The sequence below is a fragment of the Thermococcus onnurineus NA1 genome (genome assembly GCF_000018365.1).
In the GTDB taxonomy this organism is placed as follows: Archaea; Methanobacteriota_B; Thermococci; order Thermococcales; family Thermococcaceae; genus Thermococcus; species Thermococcus onnurineus.
In genome coordinates, this window is sequence record NC_011529.1 from 1,163,896 (window position 1) to 1,185,529 (window position 21,634).

General features: G+C 52.3%; 24 protein-coding genes. 13 read left to right on the forward strand and 11 right to left on the reverse strand.

Annotated elements, in window-relative coordinates; translation table 11 throughout:
• Positions 1-29: 29 nt before the first annotated feature.
• The 4 genes from TON_RS06475 to TON_RS06490 form a co-directional block, all read right to left on the reverse strand.
• On the reverse strand, positions 30-1,091 hold the full coding sequence (locus TON_RS06475) for a galactokinase (protein WP_012572240.1): 1,062 nt from the start codon (positions 1,089-1,091) through the stop codon (positions 30-32).
• Positions 1,092-1,154: 63 nt separating this feature from the next.
• Positions 1,155-2,315: an NAD(P)/FAD-dependent oxidoreductase gene (locus TON_RS06480; protein ID WP_012572241.1), complete on the reverse strand. Its 1,161-nt coding sequence runs from the start codon at positions 2,313-2,315 to the stop codon at positions 1,155-1,157.
• 6 nt (positions 2,316-2,321) lie between these two features.
• Entirely contained in the window at positions 2,322-3,806 is a 1,485-nt protein-coding gene (locus TON_RS06485; RefSeq protein ID WP_012572242.1) for an FAD-dependent oxidoreductase, read from the reverse strand.
• Between the two features lie 218 nt (positions 3,807-4,024).
• Positions 4,025-5,191: an OBG GTPase family GTP-binding protein gene (locus tag TON_RS06490; protein ID WP_012572243.1), complete on the reverse strand. Its 1,167-nt coding sequence runs from the start codon at positions 5,189-5,191 to the stop codon at positions 4,025-4,027.
• Positions 5,192-5,309: 118 nt separating this feature from the next.
• On the opposite strand from TON_RS06490, the gene TON_RS06495 reads away from it, so the two are divergent.
• The 6 genes from TON_RS06495 (at position 5,310) to TON_RS06520 (ending at position 8,740) form a co-directional block, all read left to right on the forward strand.
• Positions 5,310-5,762, forward strand: a complete 453-nt coding sequence (locus TON_RS06495) for an Lrp/AsnC family transcriptional regulator (protein ID WP_012572244.1) — start codon at positions 5,310-5,312, stop codon at positions 5,760-5,762.
• A gap of 76 nt (positions 5,763-5,838) precedes the next feature.
• Positions 5,839-6,339, forward strand: coding sequence for a deglycase PfpI (gene pfpI, locus TON_RS06500; protein ID WP_012572245.1), 501 nt, complete (start codon positions 5,839-5,841; stop codon positions 6,337-6,339).
• A gap of 79 nt (positions 6,340-6,418) precedes the next feature.
• Entirely contained in the window at positions 6,419-7,144 is a 726-nt protein-coding gene (locus TON_RS06505; protein WP_012572246.1) for a hypothetical protein, read from the forward strand.
• Between the two features lie 44 nt (positions 7,145-7,188).
• A complete protein-coding gene (locus tag TON_RS06510) occupies positions 7,189-7,614 on the forward strand; it encodes a PspC domain-containing protein (RefSeq protein ID WP_238516382.1) in 426 nt (141 codons plus the stop codon).
• Between the two features lies 1 nt (position 7,615).
• Positions 7,616-7,843 (forward strand): hypothetical protein, encoded by a 228-nt coding sequence (locus TON_RS06515; RefSeq protein ID WP_012572248.1) that lies wholly within the window; start codon positions 7,616-7,618, stop codon positions 7,841-7,843.
• Complete coding sequence (locus TON_RS06520; protein ID WP_012572249.1) at positions 7,844-8,740, forward strand: triphosphoribosyl-dephospho-CoA synthase; 897 nt, start codon at positions 7,844-7,846, stop codon at positions 8,738-8,740.
• Here TON_RS06520 and TON_RS06525 read toward each other — a convergent pair.
• The 3 genes from TON_RS06525 to TON_RS06535 are packed head-to-tail and all read right to left on the reverse strand — an operon-like array spanning position 8,724 to position 10,138.
• Positions 8,724-9,005 carry a family 4A encapsulin nanocompartment shell protein gene (locus TON_RS06525; RefSeq protein ID WP_012572250.1) on the reverse strand — a complete coding sequence of 94 codons (282 nt, stop codon included), beginning with the start codon at positions 9,003-9,005 and terminating at the stop codon, positions 8,724-8,726. The genes TON_RS06520 and TON_RS06525 overlap by 17 nt on opposite strands.
• A 43-nt stretch (positions 9,006-9,048) precedes the next feature.
• Positions 9,049-9,690, reverse strand: coding sequence for a neutral amino acid NAAT transporter SnatA (gene snatA / locus TON_RS06530; RefSeq protein WP_012572251.1), 642 nt, complete (start codon positions 9,688-9,690; stop codon positions 9,049-9,051).
• Positions 9,691-9,730: 40 nt separating this feature from the next.
• Complete coding sequence (locus tag TON_RS06535; protein ID WP_012572252.1) at positions 9,731-10,138, reverse strand: OsmC family protein; 408 nt, start codon at positions 10,136-10,138, stop codon at positions 9,731-9,733.
• A 58-nt stretch (positions 10,139-10,196) separates the two neighbouring features.
• Between TON_RS06535 and TON_RS06540 the strand changes: the two genes are divergently transcribed.
• Positions 10,197-11,039 (forward strand): SPL family radical SAM protein, encoded by an 843-nt coding sequence (locus tag TON_RS06540; protein WP_012572253.1) that lies wholly within the window; start codon positions 10,197-10,199, stop codon positions 11,037-11,039.
• Here the strand turns inward: TON_RS06540 and TON_RS06545 are convergent.
• On the reverse strand, positions 10,966-11,799 hold the full coding sequence (locus tag TON_RS06545) for a gamma-glutamyl-gamma-aminobutyrate hydrolase family protein (RefSeq protein ID WP_012572254.1): 834 nt from the start codon (positions 11,797-11,799) through the stop codon (positions 10,966-10,968). The two genes, TON_RS06540 and TON_RS06545, sit on opposite strands and share 74 nt — an antisense overlap.
• Before the next feature lie 62 nt (positions 11,800-11,861).
• On the reverse strand, positions 11,862-13,118 hold the full coding sequence (locus tag TON_RS06550; protein WP_012572256.1) for an aminotransferase-like domain-containing protein: 1,257 nt from the start codon (positions 13,116-13,118) through the stop codon (positions 11,862-11,864).
• Positions 13,119-13,356: 238 nt separating this feature from the next.
• Between TON_RS06550 and TON_RS06555 the strand changes: the two genes are divergently transcribed.
• Complete coding sequence (locus TON_RS06555) at positions 13,357-14,325, forward strand: ribose 1,5-bisphosphate isomerase (protein ID WP_012572257.1); 969 nt, start codon at positions 13,357-13,359, stop codon at positions 14,323-14,325.
• A 54-nt stretch (positions 14,326-14,379) separates the two neighbouring features.
• Here TON_RS06555 and TON_RS06560 read toward each other — a convergent pair whose 3' ends face one another.
• Entirely contained in the window at positions 14,380-15,162 is a 783-nt protein-coding gene (locus tag TON_RS06560; protein WP_012572258.1) for a hypothetical protein, read from the reverse strand.
• A gap of 68 nt (positions 15,163-15,230) precedes the next feature.
• Positions 15,231-16,487: a hypothetical protein gene (locus tag TON_RS06565; RefSeq protein ID WP_012572259.1), complete on the reverse strand. Its 1,257-nt coding sequence runs from the start codon at positions 16,485-16,487 to the stop codon at positions 15,231-15,233.
• A gap of 298 nt (positions 16,488-16,785) precedes the next feature.
• On the opposite strand from TON_RS06565, the gene TON_RS06570 reads away from it, so the two are divergent.
• From TON_RS06570 to TON_RS06590, 5 genes are all read left to right on the forward strand, one after another.
• A complete protein-coding gene (locus TON_RS06570; RefSeq protein WP_012572260.1) occupies positions 16,786-18,048 on the forward strand; it encodes a hypothetical protein in 1,263 nt (420 codons plus the stop codon).
• Positions 18,049-18,053: 5 nt separating this feature from the next.
• Positions 18,054-18,734 (forward strand): fibrillarin-like rRNA/tRNA 2'-O-methyltransferase, encoded by a 681-nt coding sequence (locus TON_RS06575; protein ID WP_012572261.1) that lies wholly within the window; start codon positions 18,054-18,056, stop codon positions 18,732-18,734.
• A gap of 172 nt (positions 18,735-18,906) precedes the next feature.
• The gene (locus TON_RS06580) at positions 18,907-19,959 is read left to right on the forward strand and encodes a hydroxymethylglutaryl-CoA synthase (RefSeq protein ID WP_012572262.1); all 1,053 of its coding nucleotides are present in this window, start codon (positions 18,907-18,909) and stop codon (positions 19,957-19,959) included.
• Between the two features lie 10 nt (positions 19,960-19,969).
• Positions 19,970-21,130 (forward strand): thiolase domain-containing protein, encoded by a 1,161-nt coding sequence (locus tag TON_RS06585; protein ID WP_012572263.1) that lies wholly within the window; start codon positions 19,970-19,972, stop codon positions 21,128-21,130.
• 1 nt (position 21,131) lies between these two features.
• Positions 21,132-21,536 (forward strand): Zn-ribbon domain-containing OB-fold protein, encoded by a 405-nt coding sequence (locus TON_RS06590; protein ID WP_012572264.1) that lies wholly within the window; start codon positions 21,132-21,134, stop codon positions 21,534-21,536.
• Positions 21,537-21,634 lie beyond the last annotated feature (98 nt).

The window sequence follows — 21,634 nt, forward strand, 5'->3', positions numbered from 1 at the left end:
GGAGAGATAAAAGATACAAGAGAGACACCCTAAACCCTCCTCACAGCAACACCATCGGTCGGGAGGACAAGATAGTAGTCGGCCTCCCAGTTGAAGGTACGCTGGTACTCCTCTAAGACTGTCCTAGCAATGCTCAGTGCCCTGTCACTATCGACTATCGCTATGGCCGAACCGCCGAAACCTGTTCCCGTGAGCTTCGCGCCGTAGGCGCCGAGCTGGAGGGATCTACGAACGAAGAAGTCCAACTCTTCACAGCTTACATCATAGCTCCTCGCAAGATCCCAGTGAGAAGCTGTAATAAGCTCTCCCAATGTGTCTACATCCCCCTCCCTGAGTGCATCTCTTGCCTCTAGAACGCGCCGGTTTTCTCTAACGATGTAGCCAAAGAGGCGCCTGTAGAGGGAGGGAATGTTTCTCAGCTCTGCCTCCTCAACCTCCTTGGAAGTTCTCTTACCGAGAAGCCCTAAGGTTTCTTCTGCAACCTTCCTACGCTCCGCGTAGGCTGAGTTGGCCAGCTCCCTCTTGACACCGGTATAGAAGACGATCGCCTGAATGTCCCTCGGGAATTTTATGTATTCGTGCCTCAGCGTATCAGTATCAAGGAAAATGACGTGCCCCCTCTTTCCATGGGTCATGGTGAACTGGTCGAGTATTCCACAGGGGACACCCACAAACTCGTTTTCGGTCTTCTGAGCCAGGAGGGCCATTTCTATGGGGAGTAATCTCAGTTTATATGCCTCGTTGAGAAACGCCAGAACGGCAAGCTCAAGACTCGCTGAAGAACCCAAACCCGAGCCTATAGGCAGGTCTCCATTCAGAATTCCCTTCATGCCGCCTACTTCATGCCCTTCTTCCCGGAGAACCCAGAAGATTCCCTTTATGTAGTCCGCCCAGTCCCCACTCCTTCTGATGTCATCGAGCGAGAACTCCTTGACCTCACGGAATATCTGCGAGTAAACCCAGATCTGCTCGTCCTCCCTGGCATGCAGAACCGTGTGGATGTTTATTGCCATCGGCATGGCGTAGCCAAGGGCGTAGTCAGTGTGCTCACCGATAAGATTCACCCGACCGGGAGAATCAACGCGATACATGATTTCACCCACGAAAATTCGGCGAGAAGATATTTAAGGATAGCGAAGGAAAAAGAAAGGACTTCACCCCATCTGGAGGGCTTGGCCCCTGAGCTCACCACGCTCAAATCTGTATGGGTCATACCACTCGACTGGAAGGCTCGTTCTGCCTTTGGTTATCAAATCGGCGACCATCTCCGCAACGGCCGGGGCCATCATGAAGCCGTGGCCGGAAAAGCCGGCGGCAATGTAGTAGTCGTTCAGCTCCTCGATTTTTCCTATAGCAGGGTTGCTATCAGGCGTTTTAGCGTAGTAGCCCGCCCATGTTCTGAGTATAAGAAGCTCCCTCAGGGCCGGGATTATCCTGGTGAAGTAGTAGCTCACCTCGCGCATGAACTCATAGGTCGGATTGAGGTCGTAGGTTGGCCCCAGCTCGTAGCCGACACCGCCAACAACGCCGCCGTGGCTGGTCTGGGTCAGATAAGCGTGGCCGTACTTGAAGGAAATGACCATCGGCTTTATCGCGCCCTTCCTTATCGGCTGCGTTATCACCGCCTGATGTTTGTAAGGCTCTATCGGAATAGGAGTCTTTATTCCGGCCATTGCGTTGATGAGCTTGGCCCACGCGTTGGTGGCGTTAACGACGATGCCCGTCTTGATAACTCCCCTGTTGGTCTTGAGACCCTTTATCTCACCGTTCTCGATGATGAAATCCTTGACCTCCGTGTACTCAACCAGCTTAGCCCCAAAGCGCTCGGCGTTGAGGGCGAATGCAGCGGTCGAGTAGAAGGGATCGACCTTTCCATCAGTGGGGTTCCACGATGCCGCTATGACCTCACTTATGTCAAGGAGCGGGACTATCTCCTTCGCCTCTTCTGGAGTTATGAGCCTCGTCGGGACGCCGAAGCGGTTCTGGATGGCTATGTTCCTCTTGAACTCCTCGACCTCATCATCGTCGTAGAGCAAAAAGAGATAGCCTGTCTGCTCGAAGGAGAAGCCGTACTCTTCACTATAGTGCTTCCAGAGCTCGACGGAGCGCTTCATGACCTGAACGTTGGCCTCGTCGTTGAACTGCTGCCTTATGCCAGTTCCACAACGGAAGGTCGAGCCTGAGCCTACGAAGCGCTTCTCTATGACGGTGACCTCCTCACCGCGTTTAGCTAGCTCGTGGGCAAGGGTCACACCTATTATTCCCCCGCCGATGATAACGATTTCGCTTCTTTCGGGAAGTTCTTTCGTCGGCATAAGCCATCATCCCCCAGCGGCGGTAACCTTCATCTTCACGTTCTTGAGCGGCGGTCTCGCTACCGGCAGGTCAATTTTCGCCATGTCCAGGTTGGCCCTCTGGGAAACCACCACCGCGCCGTTAAAGAGGCAGAAGCGACCTTGGCAGAAGCCCATGGCCAGGTGGGTGAGACGCTTGATTATCTGAAGGTCTGTTATACCACTTCTCACCACATCGTCGACCTTCTTCAGCGAGACGTCGCAGCCACATATCTGGACGTCCTCCAGACTAAAAGCGTCGAACTCTATCTTGTGGATGGTGATAGCCTCAGGCTCGTACTCCCTCAGCTTCTTCTCATAAACACACGGCTGGGCTTCGTAGCCGAACTCTCCAAGGATGTATGCCCCAACGAGTCTGCCTTCAAGGTAGTTGGCATAGTGGGGCTTTATGCTGACGGCGCTTCCAGCGACGTAGATGCCGTCCCTTATTCTGTGCTGGGAGTCGAGAACTGGCATGTAGTAGCCTCTCTTGAAGCGAAGCTTTCCGCCGGCCTGGGTTATCGGGTTTATGTCCGGCCTTCTGCCATCGGAAACTATCACAGCGTCAACCTCGTAAACGTTGCCGTTCATATCTATCAGCTTTTCAACCTTTTCCGTTCCTTCAACGCGCTTCGGGTTTGGGACGACGATGTACTCGATACCCCATCTCTCAAGCTCAGGAACGATGTCCTCCGGCCTGCCCCCGACGACTGCGACTTTTTTGCCGGGAGCGACACCCCAGACGTTCATGACCTCAAGGGCAAAGTCGCGCCTGAAAACGCCCGGAATGTCGTTGTTCTCAAAGAGGAGAATATTGTCAACTGCTCCAACGGCCAAAACAACGCGTCTCGCCATGAGTTCTATAAGCTGGTCTCCCTTAACGATGGGAACCAGGAAGTACTCCCCCTTGTCGAAGATTCCCAACGCTATCGTTTTCCTGAAAACGCGAACGTTGTCGTTGAACTGGGCAACGAGTGACTTTATAACCTCCTTTGGTTCACCATCAAAACCTTCCTGTGGGAGGCCCTTGAGCCACATGTCTCCGCCGAGCCAGCCGCGCTCCTCAATGAGGGCGACCGTCAGATGCTCCTGAAGCTCAAGTGCTGCCCCTATTCCGGCGGGGCCAGCACCTATAACGGCCACATCCACGACCTGTCTAGTTACGGGTTTGCTCTCATCCACTTCAACAGTCTCCTGAAAATCACCGTAGTTCTGACGCTCTATCCTGATGCCATCCTTTACAACCGTTTTTCTGCCGTTGATGTTCTTCACGCCGTTGACGACCATCGGAACGGGGCCGAACGTAAAGGCACCTCTCTTTCTCCCCTCAGTGCTCGTGGTGAGCCAGTAGATGCCGTTAGCCAGAAGGGCAACAGTGAGCTTCTCACCCTCATAGGCCTCGAGGGGTTTCCCCTCAAAGTGAATCGTGATTCTCTTAGAAGGGTCTTTTTCCGTCAGGTCGAGCGGTCTCATGCTCCCACCTCTGGATTTTCTAAAAGCAGGCGTTCTAAGATGATCACCAATGCTTATAAACGTTAGGCTGACCAAAAATGGTTTACAACATTTGGTTAAATTACACCGGAATCCACCGGTGGGAGCAATTATCCTCCACCTGCCTCAGACCATTAAAAACATCCCGATGACTAAAGGAATGACATATAAACAACACACAAGAAAGAAACGAGCTAACATTATCGTGCGTGAATCTCCACTATGTCCCCATCCTCCAGCACGTGGTCGGCCCCAACCCTCTGGCCCGGGAACTTGACGCTCTTACCCCAGACACGGGCATATCGGAAGTTCTTGGCAAAGTCCTTGTGAATTCTTTCCGCCAGATCCATGACCGTTGAGCCCTTCTTGAGCGGCACCGGGGGATAGGCCGGCTCTTCCCCGGGACTCTTCGTGAAGACCCTTATTATTCCAGCCAGCTCATACAGCTCGTCCTTGAGCTTGTCGAGGTTTATCTTCCTCCTCGCGGAGATTGGGATGATTTTGAATCTGTCTCCGTAAGCCTGGACGAGCCTCTCGTAGTTCTCTTTGCTTCCAGGGGCGTCGCCCTTGTTAGCAATGATTATAGCCCTCCTCCAGACGAGGCTCTCGTCTAAAGCGTCGGCGAACTCCTCCAGAGTCACGGGCTCCTTAACGGTTATCTCAGCTGAGTGAATCCTCTCCTCGCGGAGCATCTTCATGACTTCACTTATGTCGCCCTTTATGTTCTCCTGACCGTTGATGATTATTCCACCGCTCGCTGTCCTCTTTATCTCGACCCTTGGACGGCGCTTGTTGAGCTTTATTCCCGCCCTCTCGAACTCTCTCAGGAGGATTTCCATCTGCTTTACGGGATCCTGAGAGAGGTCAACGACGATGGCTATAGCATCGGCGTTCCTTATAACACTCAGGAGCTGAGGCCCCATGCCCTTTCCGAGGGCGGCACCCTCGACGAGGCCGGGCACCTCAACGAGCTGTATCTGAACATCCTTGTGATGCATCATTCCAGGGATAGGTTCGACTGTTGTGAAGGCATAATCAGCCACGTCAATATCAACGTTTGTCAGCGCCTTCATGAGGGAGGACTTTCCTACATTCGGAAGGCCAGCCAGGACTATCTGAGCAGCACCCTCCTTCCTCACGCTGAAGGAGTAGCCGCCACCCTTCTTCTGAACCTGCCTCTGCTTTTCAAGCTCCTTCCTCAGCTCAGCCAGCTTTCGCTTTATCTGGAGCCTGAGCTTCTCCGTCCCCTTGTGCTTGGGAACGGTGGAGTACATTTTCTCAAGGGCCCGAATCTTCTCTGGAATCGTCTTGGCGTTCCGGTATTCCTCCTCAGCTGCTAGGTACTCCGCTGTTACGTTGGTTGGCATGGCTGACCCTCCAGAAGCCTCTGGATTAAAGAGCGGATGGCGTTTTATAAAAGTATGGTTCTCTAAAATCGCCAAGTTTATATAATCATCCGAAAATTTTTTAGGGGTGGTGATGCTCATGCGAATGGGTTTGGACGAAATAGACAAAAAGATTCTCGCCATACTCCAAAAGAACAGCAGAACGCCCCTGCGGGAGATCTCCAAGGAGGTCAATCTGGCCGAATCGACCGTTTACGAGAGGATAAAGAAGCTGAAAGAGAAAGGCATCATAAAGAAATTCACCGTCATTCTCGACCCCGATTCTCTCGGCTTCAGGATTCTCGCGTTTATACTCATAAAGTCCAAGGCCGGCAGGTGTTCCCACGTCGCCCAGGAGCTTACGCAGTACCCGGAGATAGTCGAAATCTATGAAACCACCGGCGACTACGACATGCTCGTGAAGATAAGAACAAGTGGAAGCGAGGAGCTCAACGAGTTCCTCGACACCATCGGTGAAATCGAGGGCGTTGAGGCGACCCACACCATGGTCGTGCTCAAGGTCCACAAAGAGACGACGGAACTTCCGCTATAATGCCCGTTTTTGTCCACAAAAGCTTATAAGTGTCCCATTTCTATTTCTCTCTGAGCGTTAATATGGGGGTGTTCCTATGAAGGTACTGTTTCTGAGCGCGGATGGTTTCGAGGATCTGGAGCTGATATACCCGCTCCATAGGATAAAAGAGGAAGGCCACGAGGTTTATGTCGCCAGCTTTCAGAGGGGCAAGATAACCGGAAAGCACGGGTACAGTGTTAACGTTGATCTGACTTTTGAGGAGGTTGACCCCGACGAGTTCGATGCCCTCGTTCTTCCAGGTGGGAAGGCCCCGGAGATAGTCAGGCTTAACGAGAAGGCAGTTATGATAACCAGAAGGATGTTCGAGGACGACAAGCCGGTCGCGAGCATATGCCATGGGCCGCAGATACTCATCTCCGCCAAAGTCCTTAAAGGCAGGAGGGGAACCAGCACGATAACCATCAGGGACGACGTGATAAACGCAGGGGCAGAATGGATCGACGCAGAGGTCGTCGTCGACGGCAACTGGGTCAGCTCAAGGCACCCAGGCGACCTGTATGCCTGGATGAGGGAGTTTGTGAAGCTCCTCCACTGAGCTCCAACTTTTCTTGTTAACTTCTCTCCGGCATAAGCCTTATACAGAAAAGTGATGAGATCTTTCACAGGTGTAAGCAATGAAAAGGCAAGGCAGGACTCTCGGTGCACTCCTAGCATTAATCCTCGTGGCAGTTCTTGTGGGTGCGGCGGTGACGTTAGCCTTAGCGCTCCACGGCGACATTGAGATCATCAGAGGTATAACCCCAAAAAAGACCGCCGGAGTACTCGTTGAGTTTGGAAAGTTCAGTGCGTCCTCTCTTGTTGTCAGGGGCACCGTGGGAGATGTATACGTGGTCAAGGCGAACGTGAGCGGCATAGTGGTCAAGAGCAACCTTCCAATAAACGTTAGCTTTGAAAACGGCGTCCTCGAAGTGTACTGCCCGATTAAAGAGGGCATTATCGGCAAAAGGAACATCTGCAACGACTACAAGAACGGCACCGTTGTGGTAGAAGTTGGTGGAGAGCTCGAGTACCTGGGCATAAGAGACGCCGTCGGGGAGTTTCTGGTCTCGGCAGGAGTCAAGAGAATAACCGTAAGGCACGTCGTTGGCGATTTCGATGGCCAGAGCTGGGCGGGGTACACGATCGAGAACTCGGTTGGAGATATAACGCTCCACGCCAGCGATCACGTGAGCATCAACAATGTGGTTGGCGATATCATAGTAATCGTCCCGCCGGACTTTGGTGTGGCCCTAAACGCCGAAGATGTTGTGGGAGACGTTAAGAGCACAACGAGCGGGAACAACGGCACGATAGTCGTTTCGATTTCCAATGTGGTCGGTGATGTGAGCATCAAGGGGTGACTTTTTAAGCCCCTTCCCCTTCTTACAACTGGTGAGGAGAAGTGGTGAAGAAACTGATGCGCTCAAAGGAGAACAGGGTCTTTCTCGGGGTTATTGGAGGGATAGCCGAGCACCTTGAAGTAGACCCGACGCTCCTCAGGATTATCTTTGTTGTCCTGCTGGTATTCAACCCCTTCGCGATGGTTCTGCTCTACTTCCTGCTTGCCCTTGTCCTGCCAGAGGAGGGGGACGAGGAGAAGCCCATCGAGGAGAGGCTCAACGAGCTGGCGGACGAGACTGGAAAGAGGATCAACGAGATCTTCTCAGGGAACGATAATACTAAAGCCCTCGCGGTAATACTGATAGTAATCGGCGCGGCCCTTATAGCAAAGCCCCTCTTCCCATTGATAATCGACCCTGTTGGAGGAACGACGCTCCTCGCCGCTACGCTCCTTGTGATAGGCATAATACTGCTGACGAAGGGTGATTAAGATGAGAACGCTCGGAATAATCTTCGTTTTCCTTGGGTTCGTCCTCCTGCTGAAGCAGTTCAATCCAGCTTTCATAGCCTGGCTCCAGCCCTACGCGGGGGCAATAAAGGATGCCTTCTGGGGTGTTACGCTGATAGCCTTCGGCCTTTACATGCTGACAAAGAGAACCGCGAGGAGGATTGTGCTGATCCTCTACCTCATCTATCTGCTCCTCTATCTGGTGGTCTGAATGGAGCGGTGGAGGATCATAAAGGCCTTCACCCTCGGCCCGCTCATTGAAGCCACTATCCCGAAGCCTGGCAACGTAAACCGCTTTAGGGACTTCGAGGATCTGACCTTTTACCACTTCCTCTTCGCTGAAACTGCCGTTATAGACATCTACTACGAGGCCGTTAAGGTCGGCGAGCTTCTCCGGAAAGGAGCCCTCCTACCGAGTGAGGCAGGAATCGGCGAGCTGATTAGGAGGGCGGTTCAGAACGCGAGGGAAGCACAGAACGCCAATCCCAACTTTGGCATAATAACCCTATCCATTCCGCTGATGATTGCCCTATCAATGGGCAGGAACATGCTCGATGCCAGGGAGAAGGTGAAGCTCCTCATCGAGGAATCCATCGTGAGAGATACCATGGAGCTATACCGTGCGATAAGGATAGCCAACCCGAAAGGCATCCCCAGTGGCGTTAAGTACGATGTCTACAGCGACGATTCCTTCAGGGAGCTCTTCCAGGATGGAATAAACCTAGCAAGGCTCGCTGAGATAAGCTGCGAGAGGGAGCTAATATTCTGCGAGTGGCTTAACCAGTACGAGCTGAGTTACAATACCTTCGCGAGGCTTTACGAGCTCGTCAGGAGGAGACCGCTTGAGGAAGCAGTACAAACGGCTTTTCTGGAGCTTTTGGCGAGCAACCTCGACACGCTCATCATCAGAAAAGCTGGCATAGAAGAGGCAAAGCTCGTCCAGAGAAAGGCGGGGGAAGTCCTGGAAGGTAAGCTTACGCTCGAGGAGTTTGACTCATTTATGAGGGAAAAGAAGGACTTAAGGAACCCCGGAAGCCTGGCAGACGTAATGGCAGTAGCGTTGAGTCTCCTTATCTTAAGGGGCTACCGTTTCACTCCAGAACTCTGAACCGCTTTGCCCCGCCGAGACCAAAGCCCAGAACCTTACTGTCAACAACAACCGCGTCCTTTCCGAGTTCATCGAGGATGCGGAGCTTTAATCCTGAAAGCTCGAGGACTTCCTCCTCACCGCCGAACTCCTCGTTCACCTGCCCTTTTATGAATTCGTAAGCTTCGAAGCCGACGAGAACAACATCTGGCTCGTAGCCGTCGAGCTTTAGCTCGTTGGCCTTCTCCTCAATCAGGCTTAGAACCCTGATCAAATCTCCTCTCATACAACCACCGAAAAAAGTTGGAGAAGGAGCTTAAAAGTCTTCCTCAGAGGCCGAAGGCGCCTTTTATGCCGTTTATTATCATCTGAACGGCCATGGACGTTAGTATGAGACCCATCATCCTCGTCATGACCTTGATTCCGACCCTCCCGAGTTTGGTTTTGATCTTGTTAGCCGAGCACAGGACGAGCCATACCGTGAGACCTATTGCCATTATGCTGGCTATGACCGTCACTTTCTCCGGAAGACTAATGCTCTTGGCGGTGTAAATCATCACCGTCGTTATCGCACCCGGACCGGAGATCAGCGGGATGGCAAGGGGGATTATCGCAACCTCCTCAAGGGTCACCACTTCCTCGTCGAACTCCTCTGTTTCTTCCCGGCTTATCTTGATTGAAGAGAGTCTTCCTGAGAGCATGTCCATGGCCATTCGGAAGAGAAGAATGCCGCCGGCTATGGCGAAGGCATCTATACTAGAGCCGAAGAACCGAAATATCCACTGGCCGATGAGGGCAAAGGTTACGAGCGTTACCACTACCGTTATGGTAGTTTTCCTTGCTATCTCTCTTCTCTCGCTCCATGAAAGGTCGTGAGTGACGCCTAGGAAGACTGGCACCGCTCCAACGGGATTCGTTATCGCAAAGAGGCCACCGTAGAGTATGACAAAGTGCTTGAGGAGCTCTATCACTTTACCACCCTCGGCGGCTGAAAGAAAAGAGGTTAAAAAGCTAACTCTTGATAATCTCGAAAGAGTACGTAAGCTCCGCCCCACTGAGCTTTATGTGGGCCGAGGCAGAGCAGTATTTGTCCTGACTCAGCTCTATCGCGCGTTTGGCTTTCTCCTCACTCACGTCACCGTAAATTTTGTAATGGATGTGAACCTTCTTGTATATTCTCGGATGCTCCTCCCTTCTTTCACCGCCGATTTCGACTTCCAGGCCCTCAATCGGCTCGCGCATCTTCTGGAGTATCATAACCACATCATAGGCGGTGCAACCAGCAACGCTCAGAAGGAGAAGCTTCATGGGGCTTATGCCACCCTCACCGAGGATAACGGAGCAGCTATTGTTCTCTATCCTTCCGATGAACTGATAGTCCTTGAACCACTCCACCCGGCCTTTAACCTCGTCCCCCATATTTTTCACCCGTAAAAGTAAACACAATTTCTTTTAAGGCCTTTTCGTAGGCACAAACATGTATATACGGCCCTTTGATCCATGGAAGGCAAAGCTCTGCACATGTCCCTTTAAGTACACGCTGAACGTCTACACCGGCTGCGATCATGCCTGCGTTTACTGCTACATAACGAGCTACATCCCCCATGCCTTTCGTGTGAGGATAAAGGAGGGAATTTTACCGAAGCTTGAAAAAGAACTGAGAAAGTTCAACAGGAGGTACATCATAGCACTCTCCTACTCCTCAGACCCCTATCCAACCATAGAGCGTGAGCTCAGAATAACGAGGAAGGTTCTCGAGCTTTTCAAGAGATACGACGTCCGCTGTTTGCTCCTCACGAAATCGGACGTCTTCGAGCGTGACCTCGATATCCTGAAGGAGATCAAGTGCGCCGTTGGGATAACCGTGACCACCGTAGACGAGAAAAAGGCAAAGCTCCTGGAGCCGAACGCACCCGCACCTAAAGACAGGATTAGAGCCCTCAAAAAGGCTAAGAGTGAGGGAATCCCAGTTTACGCGCGCATAGACCCTATAATCCTGTTTTACACATGGGAGGACTTCGACAAGACCCTTGATGCGCTGAGCTTCGTTGATCACATAACCGTTTCGACGCTCAAGCTGAGGACAGATTCAAAGAGAAGAATGTTTGCGAAGTTTCCGGAGCTCATGGAAAAGCTGTGGCCGCTCTATGAAAAAGGTGAGCGGATAGGAGGATATTACTACCTTCCAAGGGAGCTTAGAATGAAGATCCTTCAAGAGGCGGAGAGAAAAATAACCGAAAAGGGTATTACGTTTGGCTCGTGTCGGGAAGGTTATCGGTCGTATCCGAGCTGCGACGGTTCTCATCTAGTTCCTCTCTGACCTCTGCCTCTATCTCCAGCCTTTCCATCTCCCGCTTTTTGGCACGGTATTCTGCAGCAGCCAGTACAAAAGCCTCGAAAAGCCGCCCCATTTCGGGCAAATGCTCCGCCTGCCACTGGACGCCAATCACAAAGCTCTCCTCTGCCTCAATCGCCTCGATGAGGCCGTCGACGGCGTAGGCAACGGGCTTTATTCCCTCACCAACCCTCTTGATGGCCTGGTGATGGAAGCTGTTGACGCGCAGATAAACCTCATTGGTGCCCTCTATGCTGAGCTCGTCCTTGAGAATCTCATAGAGCTTCGAGCTCATCTTTATCCTTACTCCGTGAACACGCTGGGTCGGACCGATAATGTTCAGATCCCAGTCATGCTTGATGGCTTTAGGAATCTCCGTTAGATCCTGATACAGAGTTCCACCCAGGGCAACGTTTATAACTTGCATTCCACGTCCGATGCCAAGAATCGGCACACCCTTTTCAATAGCTTTTTTTACGAGGCATATCTCAAATTCGTCCCTTTCAACATCCACATACTTGATGGAACTTGATGGATCCTCACCGTAGAAATGGGGATGAACGTCGGGGCCCTCGATGAGGAGGATTCCGTCGGCGTGCTCCAGAACCTCCTCCGGAGAGGAATCCGCAGTGAAAACCGCAGGAATGCCCCCTGCCTTAATCACTTTCTCCAAGTGCATTTTATCGAGAAAAATGCGATTTCTGGAATGGTCTACCTGACCGATTATACCTATCAGAGGCTTCATAGCGACCACCTAGAAAGAAGTTGAGGAAGGAAGTATAAAAAGGTTTACGGAAAAGGATAGAATCAGTCCTTGATAGCCTTTATTTCCTCTTCTATGACTCCTGCAAGCCTCTTAACGCCCTCATGTATCTTTTCCTCTGGGACATATGTAAAGTTCAAGCGCATGGTGTTCTTGACGTCCCTGTGGGCGAAGAACGCCTCACCCGGAACGTAGGCGACACCCTTGGCAACGGCCTTCTCCATCATGAGCTTGGTGTCGATGCCCTCAGGAAGGGTAACCCAGATGAACATTCCTCCGTCTGGCTTGGTCCACTTAACGCCCTCCGGCATGTACTCCTCGAGGGCCTCAAGCATCGCGTCTCTTCTCGGCTTGTAGAACTCTATAACCCTCGGAATGTGCTCGTCGAGGTAGCCGTCGGCAACGTACTTCCAAGCTATGACCTGTCCGAACGGGTTGGCACAGAGGTCAAGGGCCTGCTTGGCTATCTCCATCTTCCTGATGAAGTGCGGGTGGGCCGCTACCCATCCCAGCCTGAAGCCCGGAGCAAATATCTTCGAGAAGGTGCCGAGATAGATAACCCTTCCCTCGTCGTCGAAGTGCTTAATGGGAGGAATTGGCTCTCCGGAGTAGCGGAGCTCGCTGTACGGGCTGTCCTCAACGATGAGGAAGTCGTACTCTTGGGCCAGCTCTACGAGCCTCTTCCGCCTGTCAAGGCTCATCGTAACACCCATCGGGTTCTGGAACGTCGAGACGGTATAGACGAACTTGACCTTCTTTCCTTCGGCCCTGAGCTTTTCTAACTTCTCCTCAAGGAGATCAATCATCATACCGTTGTCGTCCATGGGAATTGAGACGAATTCAGGCTCGTAGTACTTGAAGGCGTTAAGCGCAGCCAGATAGGTCGGACCCTCAACAACGACTATGTCTCCAGGGTTTATGAAGACCCTTCCAATGATGTCAAGGGCCTGCTGGCTTCCAGCGACCATCATTATCTCGACTTTGCTCGTCGGAATACCGTAGCGCTTTTCCATCCAGTCCGCGAGAGCAAGGCGGAGCGGTGTGAAGCCCTTCGTCGTTCCGTACTGGAGTGCCTTGTCTGCATGAGTGTTAAGTATCTCGGCGGTTATCTTCTTGATTGTCTCCACGGGGAATGTCTCCGGGGCGGGAAGGCCGCCGGCGAGCGAGATAACGTCTGATGTCTCGACGAGCTTGAGGAGCTCTCTAATCTCTGAGGCCTTCATTTCCTGAGCCTTGTCAGAGAAGTATACCTCAAAATCCAGTGAACCAGAACTCAGCTTCCGCATGAGTTTTTCCCCCACTTCCGTTCCCCCCATTTAATGAACACTTTTGAGCGCATCACCAATTCTATACATGTGATGGTAGCGGCGATTGGTTATAAATCTTTCTGCAATGGTCGTTAGAGCCCTTTACTTTTGTAAAGGAGCCTTTTTGAGCGTGTTTGTGAACATCAAAGAACATAAGGCTTCACCAGTGAACACGGAAAGTTCTATAAACCCCTTAGATACAATGTGAGTTTACCGGTATGGGGTGATAGAGATGGCGGTAGTGAAGGAAGTGCTCGAAATAGCGGAGAAGATCAAGAACATGGAGATTAGGGGAGCCGGGAAGATAGCCCGCTCAGCTGCCTACGCACTCCAGGTTCAGGCCGAGCAGAGCAAAGCGACCAACGTTGACGAATTCTGGAGCGAGATGAAGCAGGCGGCAAAGATTCTCTTCGAGACGAGGCCGACGGCAGTCTCTCTGCCAAATGCGCTCCGTTACGTCATGCACCGCGGAAAGGTGGCCTACGCAGGAGGAGCCGACCTCGACCAGCTAAAGTTCGTCGTCATCAACGCGGCTAAAGAGTTCATCCACAACTCCGAGAACGCCGTTGTGAGGATTGGAGAGTTCGGTGCCAAGCGCATAGAGGACGGCGACGTCATAATGACCCACTGCCACAGCAAGGCAGCTATAAGCGTCATGAAGACCGCCTGGGAGCAGGGCAAGGACATAAAGGTCATCGTCACGGAGACGAGGCCCAAGTGGCAGGGCAAGATAACGGCTAAGGAGCTTGCCAGCTACGGCATTCCGGTTATATACGTCGTTGATTCCGCGGCGAGACACTACATGAAGATGACGGACAAGGTCGTCATGGGTGCGGACAGCATCACCGTGAACGGTGCGGTTATAAACAAGATTGGAACGGCTCTTATAGCGCTGACTGCCAAGGAGCACAGGGTATGGACGATGATAGCTGCCGAGACCTACAAGTTCCACCCGGAGACCATGCTCGGCCAGTTGGTTGAGATTGAAATGCGTGACCCCTATGAGGTCATTCCAAAGGAAGAACTGGAAACCTGGCCAAAGAACATCGAGGTCTGGAACCCAGCCTTCGATGTTACCCCGCCTGAATACGTGGATGTCATAATAACCGAGCGCGGAGTTATTCCACCGAGCGCGGCAATCGACATCCTCAAGGAGGAGTTCGGCTGGGCCCTCAAGTACACCGAGCCCTGGGAGGACTGAGGTTTTTCCTTGTCTCTTTATTTCTCGTCATTTGATGGTGAAAAATGAAAGGCTTTAACCTCCGACGCTTCCTGCGGTGAACGCTTCGGCATATGCCTTCACGACTTCCTCATCGCCCATTATCATGAGGACTCTGACGAGATCCATGCCCTTCACTTGGGCAAATTCCACGTAGAGGTACTGACTGTCTCTAACGAAAAAAGCTGAATACATGGGTTTTAGCACCTCTGTTTCTAAGATTCCCACATGCTCCTTTTCTTTGAAGCCGGCGGATTTGATTTTCTTAAGGGTGGCCTCTACGATCTCTTCCGGCTTACAGGTACAGGTTCCGTTGAACCAAGTGGAAACGAACCGTCCTCCACCAGTGCTGTTGAACCAGTAAGGGTTCTCCAAGAGCTCACCTGTCTCGATTTTCCAGCTTCCGTTGGATATCGGTATCGTGTAAACTGCTACTCTCACTGAACCCGCGGAGACAGCGGTCTCTTTTCGTTTGTCCACCCTTTTCAAATCGCTCCAAGAGTTCCCGTCGTTTTTGACTCTCCACCGAAGGAATAGACCATAGCCAGCTTTCCCTTCCGCTTCCAGCACTGCCTTTCCTGTAGCCTTGGTGATGTAGCACGGTGGGCTTATCCCCAGTTCCTCAGTCCAGTCTTCGATCACGTAAAAGCCCTTATCTCCATGGGGCCACGGGGTAAAGCTCTCCTCGTACTCTACAACTGACCCGTTTGGTAGATAACGGTGAACAGTTACCACAGGCATCGAGGGCCAGTAGGATACGTTCGAAGTTAGGAGGCAATTCTTTGAACCTTCATCCTGTTCTGTCTCTCGGATGGGCATTTTGGAATACAACACCACCGCAAGAAAAAGTAAAATAATGGAAAGTATGAGCAGTTTTTGTGATAGTTCTACCGTTCAACTGTATCACCCCCGGATAATGGTTCTGGCCCGCTTATGCATGTTGGGTATATTACGTATAAATCCGCGTTTTGCCAGTTCCCTACCAAAATCCAGTCCACGCTTAATGCCTCATAATTTCTTGCTCCCGTGTGGACTTGTAGGTATTCGTACCCGTTGCTGTAAATTCGGTATCCTGTAAAGGACATTACATGAGGCCATGTTATCCATTTACCACTTTCCTCTAAATACGCCTGAAATGTTCTAAATAATCCTGGTCTGTTGTTGTCAACCTCATACTTCAATTTGCCAAACAACCAGGAGGGATCTGGATTCTCGTACCAATAAACTTGATATGAGCAATGTGGAGGATCAGCCAGTTCCCCTTCCCAGTAGCGGCGAATGGCGTCTTGGTAAAATGCTTCAAGACCAGGCCCAATGTCATCGGGGGCAGTGTTCCCATAGTAATCAGTGTGCATAAGGTCATGGAGGATATCTATTATGGCCTCCCGATACCAGTCAGTACGATATTGAGGCTCGTAATAACCCACAACCATAGAACCTGCGATTGGAGCGCATCCGTCGTTATCTCCCCAGGGATCCGGGGCTGGCCCAAGGTTTGAATCTGTATCTGATGCTCCTCCTGGATCTGTATCGGTCCATGCTGGAACGCCGTAGATTATCTTCTCAGACGTTATTGTTGCCAGTGGAGTAATCGGGTATTTCGGTGTTGTAAGTACTATGGATTCTATTGATTTCCACTCTTTTTGGTTCTTGGTGGCCTCAACTTCCAGTGAGAGAGTGTACCTGCTTGGCTTTTTGTACTCCCTCCCCTTTATGTCCATTAATTTGTCTCCTATTAGTAACCCATAGCTTAGCCCTCCAAGGTAGGCAAAGCGGTAGTTTTTCGCTCCTTTCCTCACTGCAAGTTCTTTCATCAAGTCGCTTGGGGTCTTTTCCCCAAAGCCCGCTTCGAGAATTGCCGGCGGCAAATTCCTGTTGGCTGATACTATGATGTAGCCGATGGTTTTTCCATTTTTGACAATTCTAAATTCGTAAGCTACTAATCTACCATCGGGGAAGTAGAGGGGGGTTGGGTTGGTTGGGATTGCTCGGTTGAATTCCGGGAACTTGTGGAGTTCCCTAAGTGCGAGTGCTTTGACTGTGGCTAAGGGCACTGCTTCGGGCTTGTCAAATGGGACTGCCGTCACGACCCCCCCTAACAAGAAAAGTCCGATGAGTAACACCACAGGGGCCTTCCAGTTCATAATCTGCACCTCGAATAGGGGGTCGCGTTACAAAATATGCCGTTAGATTATTTAACTCTTTCTATCATCAGAAGTGAAAACTTGGCTAGAACTAAGTTATATTGGTATAAATCCCAAGTCGTTGCACATACATAAACCTATGCGATGCGGATCGATGACCCTTAAAACCCAAACTGATCTGGTTTATCGACTGCCGGCATGCCTCTATGGGGGGTTAATACTGAACGAATACACGCAAGGGTTTAAAACGCCTAACCCTTTTATACTTCGGAGACAAAAAACTGAGAGGGTGATGATAATGAAAGCGTACCTTGCTGAGAACGTCAGGGGCATCTACGCCTTTGACGAGAGCGGTAATCTCATCGACCAGAAGGTCTTCTCGGGAAAGCCAGAAGTGAGCCTTGACAGGCTTTTAAAGGGCGAGTCGAGCGACGAGCTCCTTTCGTTCCTCAAAGAGCTTGAAAGCAGGGGCTACGACGAGTTCGTGGTCGAGGACTCGGAGCTGAGCAGGGCTTTAAAGGAGCTCGGATACAATGTTACTGCTGAGTTCCCGAACATAGCCGGTGAGAAACTTCGTTCAATCCCGGAAGAGTTTTTGGGCGAGAACTGGTTCGACGAGTACTTCAGCGTCGGTGTGGCCCTGACAAGGCTCCGCATACAGGAGCAGAGCGGTGCGAGAGATAAGATGATAATCCAGGCCATCGAGGCGCTTGATGACATTGACAAAGTCATCAATCTCCTAGTCTCCCGTCTCAGGGAGTGGTACAGCCTCCACTTCCCGGAGCTGGACGAGATTCTGCCCAAGCATCAGCAGTACGTTGCCTTCGTCAAGGCCATAGGACCGAGGGAAAACGTCACCGAGGAGAAGCTCAGGGAGCTTGGCCTTCCCGATGGAAAGATCGAAAAGATAGTCAAGGCCGCCGAGAGCTCCATGGGCGCCCCGCTCGGCAAGTTCGATAGCGACATAATCCAGAAGCTCGCCAGCGAGATAAGCGACCTCTACAAGCTGAGGGAGCAGATAGAGGACTACCTCGAGACTGCCATGGACGAAGTAGCGCCAAACCTCAAGGCCCTCGTTGGTGCGAAGCTCGGTGCCAGGCTGCTCAGCCTCGCTGGAGGCCTCAAGGAGCTCGCCATGATGCCGGCATCGACCATACAGGTTCTCGGTGCCGAGAAGGCGCTCTTCAGGCACCTCAGAACCGGTGCCAAGCCGCCGAAGCACGGTGTCATATTCCAGTACCCAGCCATAAACCGCTCACCATGGTGGCAGAGGGGTAAGATAGCAAGGGCTCTCGCCGGCAAGCTCGCCATAGCTGCCAGGGTTGACTATTTCTCCGGTGAATATATCGCTGAAGAGCTCAAGCAGGAGCTGGAGCAGAGAATAAAGGAAATCAAGGAGAAGTACCCGAACCCGCCCAAGAGGAAGGCCAAGCCAGAGAAGAAAAAGAAGGAGAAGAAGTTCAAGAAGAAGGGCAAGGAGAAGTTCAGGGGCAGGGAAAAGAAGAAAGGAAAAGGCGAGGGTAAAAAGGGTGGAAAGAAGAAAAAGAAAGCCAAGAGGTGATTTGAATGAAGATTAAAAAGCACAAGTTCCCGGGCGTTTACGTCTTCATTGATGAGGACGGGAGCGAGAAGATAGCCACCAAGAACCTCGTCCCCGGCCAGAAGGTCTACGGCGAGAGGCTGATCAAGTTTGAAGGCGAGGAGTACAGGGTCTGGAACCCGAGGAGATCAAAGCTCGGCGCGGCCATACTCAATGGCCTCAAGCACTTCCCGATTAAGCCGGGCTCAACCGTGCTCTACCTCGGTGTGGCGAGCGGAACTACTGCATCCCACGTCAGCGACATAGTCGGCTGGGAGGGCAAGGTCTTTGGAGTGGAGTTCTCGCCGCGCGTTCTCAGGGAGCTCGTTCCGATAGTCGAGGAGAGAAGAAACATAGTCCCGATACTTGGCGATGCAACGAAGCCAGAAGGTTATCGCGCGCTGGTTCCCAAGGTGGACGTCATCTTCGAGGACGTCGCCCAGCCTACGCAGGCGAAGATACTCATCGACAACGCAAAGGTCTTCCTCAAGAGTGGCGGCTACGGAATGATATCCGTCAAGAGCAGGAGCATTGACGTCACCAAGGAACCGGAGCAGGTCTTCAAGGAGGTCGAGAAGGAGCTTGCAACCTACTTCGAGGTCGTCGAGAGGCTTTCGCTTGAGCCCTACGAGAAGGACCACGCGCTCTTCGTGGTCAGGAAACCTTGAGATTTCCTTTTTTGACAAAACTTTTCAACCTCTGTTCTCTGGAGGCAGGAGAGCCATACACTCAACTTTCTCGCCAATCGTCGAAAAAGCCTTTCACTTTCACCGAAAGACTTTTATAACTCCCGTCTCAACCTTAGGCGGAGTTACGTTCAACTTTTGTAGGTGATGCCCCATGAGAAAGCTCCTGAAGCCCGTCAAGGACGTCGGTATCGTCGGCTACGGTGCCTACGTTCCAAAGTATAGAATCAAAGCCGAAGAGATAGGAAGAGTCTGGGGAGTTTCGAGCTTCCCGATCGAGGAGAAAGCCGTTCCAGGTCTTGACGAGGATGCACTCACAATTGGAATTGAGGCAGCGAGAAATGCCCTCAAAAGGGCTAGGATAGATCCAAAGCTCATCAGGGCGGTGTGGTTTGGAAGTGAGAGCAAGCCCTATGCGGTCAAGCCAACCGGAACTGTCATAGCCGAGGCAATCGGTGCGACTCCTGACGTTAGCACCGCTGACTTCGAGTTCGCCTGTAAGGCTGGAACCGAGGCTCTCCAGACTGCCATCGGCTTCGTCGGCTCCGGTATGGCAGATTACGCTATGGCCATCGGCGCCGACACGGCCCAGGGAAGGCCCGGCGACCACCTCGAGTTCACCGCCGGCGCTGGAGGCGCCGCTTTCATAGTTGGCGAGAAGAGCAGCGAGACCGTTGCGTATTTTGAGGGAAGCTACTCCTACGTCACCGACACTCCGGACTTCTGGAGGCGCCAGCACGAGCACTATCCGAGGCACGGAAACAGGTTCACCGGAGAGCCGGCTTACTTCCACCACATAATCAACGCCGCCAAGACCCTGATGGAGGAGCTCGGTTTAACCGTTAACGACTTTGACTATGCTGTTTTCCACCAGCCAAACGTCAAATTCCCGCTTACCGTCGCGAAGATACTTGGAATTCCGAAGGAGAAAGTCCTCCCGGGACTGCTCACTGGAATAATCGGAAATACATACAGCGGCGCCACGATGGTCGGTGTTTCTGCCGTTCTCGACATCGCCAAGCCTGGCGACAGGATTCTGTGGGTATCCTTTGGTTCTGGAGCCGGAAGCGACGCCTTCAGCATCGTTGTACAGGACGCCATAGAAGAGAAGCGCGACCTCGCGCCGAAGACCATGGACTACGTGAACAGGAAGAAGTACATCGACTATGCCCTCTACGCAAAGGCGAGAAGGAAGTATATAATGTGAGGTGGTTGAGATGGAAAAGGCCGTCATAATCGGTGCCGGAATGACTCCCGTTGGGGAACACTGGAAGCTTGCCCTTCGCGATCTGGCCGTTGAGGCGATCCTCAAGGCCATGGAGGACGCTGGAATCGACAGTGTTGATTCCCTCTACGTTGCAAATATGATTTCAGGACCGCTCGTCGAGCAGGAAAACCTTGGTGCGCTCATAGCCGACTGGGCTGGCCTGGGCAACATCCCAGCTGTTAAAATCGAGGCAGCATGTGCCTCCGGCGGTGCTGCAGTACAGGAAGGAGTTAAGGCCGTTCTAAGCGGTCTCGAGGACGTAGTTGTCGTCGTCGGCGTTGAGAAGATGACCGACGCTTGGCCAAGCGATACCACCAGATATCTCGCCTACGCCGCTGACGCCGAGTGGGAGCTCTTCCATGGGGCCAGCTTCGTCGCCCTTAACGCGCTCATCATGCGCTATTACATGAAGACTTACGGCTACACCGAGGAGGATCTGGCCTTATTCGCAGTTAATGCTCACGCCAACGGTGCTAAGAACCCTTACGCAATGTTCAAGAAACCAATAAAGGTTGAGACTGTCCTCAAGAGTCCTTATGTGGCGGACCCGCTCAAGCTCTTTGACGCGTCCCCTGTCTGCGACGGTGCCGCGGCCCTGATAATCACCACGCCTGATAAAGCGAAGGAGCTAGGTGTTCCTAAGGAGAAGTGGGTCGAGGTTGCCGGAATAGGAAGGGCCATCGATACCATAAATCTTGCCAACAGGGAGGATCTGCTCGACCTCAAAGCTGCAAGGGTAGCCGCCCAGAGGGCATACAAGATGGCGGGCGTCGAGCCAAAGGACATAGACTTCTTCGAGGTTCACGATGCATTCACGGTTATGGCCGCTTTAAGCTTGGAAGCCCTCGGAGCCGCAGAGCGTGGTAAGGGTGCCCAGCTCGCAAAGGAGGGCCAGATAGCCATCGACGCAGATTATCCAATACAAACAATGGGTGGGCTAAAGGCCAGGGGACACCCAGTCGGAGCGACCGGCGTTTACCAGACGGTCGAAGCGGTTCTCCAGCTGCGCGGAGAAGCGCCGACTCAGGTGCCTGACGCCGAGATAGGCCTGACCCAGAACATAGGTGGAACAGGTTCGAACATAACTGTTAACATCCTGAGGAGGGTCTGAAATGGCGAGGCCAATGCAGGTTTCGAGGCACTGGAGGCACTTCCGTGAGAAGTACAGACTCATCGGCAGTAAGTGTGAGAACGGCCACGTTCACTTCCCGAAGAGGAGCATCTGTCCAGTCTGCGGCTCGAGGAACATCGAGGAGATTGAGCTCAGCGGCAAGGGTAAGGTCCTAAGCTGGACCATCGTTAGGAACCCGCCGAGCGGCTTCGAGTACTACAAACCCTATCCGCTCGCCCTTATCGAGCTCGAGGAGGGGATAACAGTTCTCGCCCAGCTGACAGACGTCGATCCCGAGGAGATTGACTTCGGCATGGAGGTCGAGGTCGTCACCAAGAAGATAAGGGAGTTCGAGGAGGACGGAATAATCCTCTACGGCTACAAGTTCAGGCCGCCTATTAAGTGAGGAGCACCTTTTTTCACCATTTTTCCTAAACGATCCTTGACATTGATATATGGTGACATCATTATCCAGACAAAGCCAACCAAACAAAAGAAATCGGG

Excerpts from the sequence above, each read along its gene's own strand:
- TON_RS06495 (WP_012572244.1), top strand. The coding sequence starts at position 5,310 with ATGCGAATGGGTTTGGACGAAATAGACAAAAAGATTCTCGCCATACTC.
- TON_RS06525 (WP_012572250.1), bottom strand. The coding sequence starts at position 9,005 with ATGAGAGGAGATTTGATCAGGGTTCTAAGCCTGATTGAGGAGAAGGCC.
- TON_RS06545 (WP_012572254.1), bottom strand. The coding sequence starts at position 11,799 with ATGAAGCCTCTGATAGGTATAATCGGTCAGGTAGACCATTCCAGAAAT.
- pfpI (WP_012572245.1), top strand. The coding sequence starts at position 5,839 with ATGAAGGTACTGTTTCTGAGCGCGGATGGTTTCGAGGATCTGGAGCTG.
- TON_RS06520 (WP_012572249.1), top strand. The coding sequence starts at position 7,844 with ATGGAGCGGTGGAGGATCATAAAGGCCTTCACCCTCGGCCCGCTCATT.
- TON_RS06555 (WP_012572257.1), top strand. The coding sequence starts at position 13,357 with ATGGCGGTAGTGAAGGAAGTGCTCGAAATAGCGGAGAAGATCAAGAAC.
- TON_RS06515 (WP_012572248.1), top strand. The coding sequence starts at position 7,616 with ATGAGAACGCTCGGAATAATCTTCGTTTTCCTTGGGTTCGTCCTCCTG.
- TON_RS06590 (WP_012572264.1), top strand. The coding sequence starts at position 21,132 with ATGGCGAGGCCAATGCAGGTTTCGAGGCACTGGAGGCACTTCCGTGAG.
- TON_RS06565 (WP_012572259.1), bottom strand. The coding sequence starts at position 16,487 with ATGAACTGGAAGGCCCCTGTGGTGTTACTCATCGGACTTTTCTTGTTA.
- TON_RS06540 (WP_012572253.1), top strand. The coding sequence starts at position 10,197 with ATGTATATACGGCCCTTTGATCCATGGAAGGCAAAGCTCTGCACATGT.
- TON_RS06580 (WP_012572262.1), top strand. The coding sequence starts at position 18,907 with ATGAGAAAGCTCCTGAAGCCCGTCAAGGACGTCGGTATCGTCGGCTAC.
- TON_RS06570 (WP_012572260.1), top strand. The coding sequence starts at position 16,786 with ATGAAAGCGTACCTTGCTGAGAACGTCAGGGGCATCTACGCCTTTGAC.
- TON_RS06485 (WP_012572242.1), bottom strand. The coding sequence starts at position 3,806 with ATGAGACCGCTCGACCTGACGGAAAAAGACCCTTCTAAGAGAATCACG.
- TON_RS06475 (WP_012572240.1), bottom strand. The coding sequence starts at position 1,091 with ATGTATCGCGTTGATTCTCCCGGTCGGGTGAATCTTATCGGTGAGCAC.
- TON_RS06585 (WP_012572263.1), top strand. The coding sequence starts at position 19,970 with ATGGAAAAGGCCGTCATAATCGGTGCCGGAATGACTCCCGTTGGGGAA.
- TON_RS06560 (WP_012572258.1), bottom strand. The coding sequence starts at position 15,162 with ATGCCCATCCGAGAGACAGAACAGGATGAAGGTTCAAAGAATTGCCTC.
- TON_RS06490 (WP_012572243.1), bottom strand. The coding sequence starts at position 5,191 with ATGCCAACCAACGTAACAGCGGAGTACCTAGCAGCTGAGGAGGAATAC.
- TON_RS06535 (WP_012572252.1), bottom strand. The coding sequence starts at position 10,138 with ATGGGGGACGAGGTTAAAGGCCGGGTGGAGTGGTTCAAGGACTATCAG.
- TON_RS06480 (WP_012572241.1), bottom strand. The coding sequence starts at position 2,315 with ATGCCGACGAAAGAACTTCCCGAAAGAAGCGAAATCGTTATCATCGGC.
- TON_RS06505 (WP_012572246.1), top strand. The coding sequence starts at position 6,419 with ATGAAAAGGCAAGGCAGGACTCTCGGTGCACTCCTAGCATTAATCCTC.
- TON_RS06575 (WP_012572261.1), top strand. The coding sequence starts at position 18,054 with ATGAAGATTAAAAAGCACAAGTTCCCGGGCGTTTACGTCTTCATTGAT.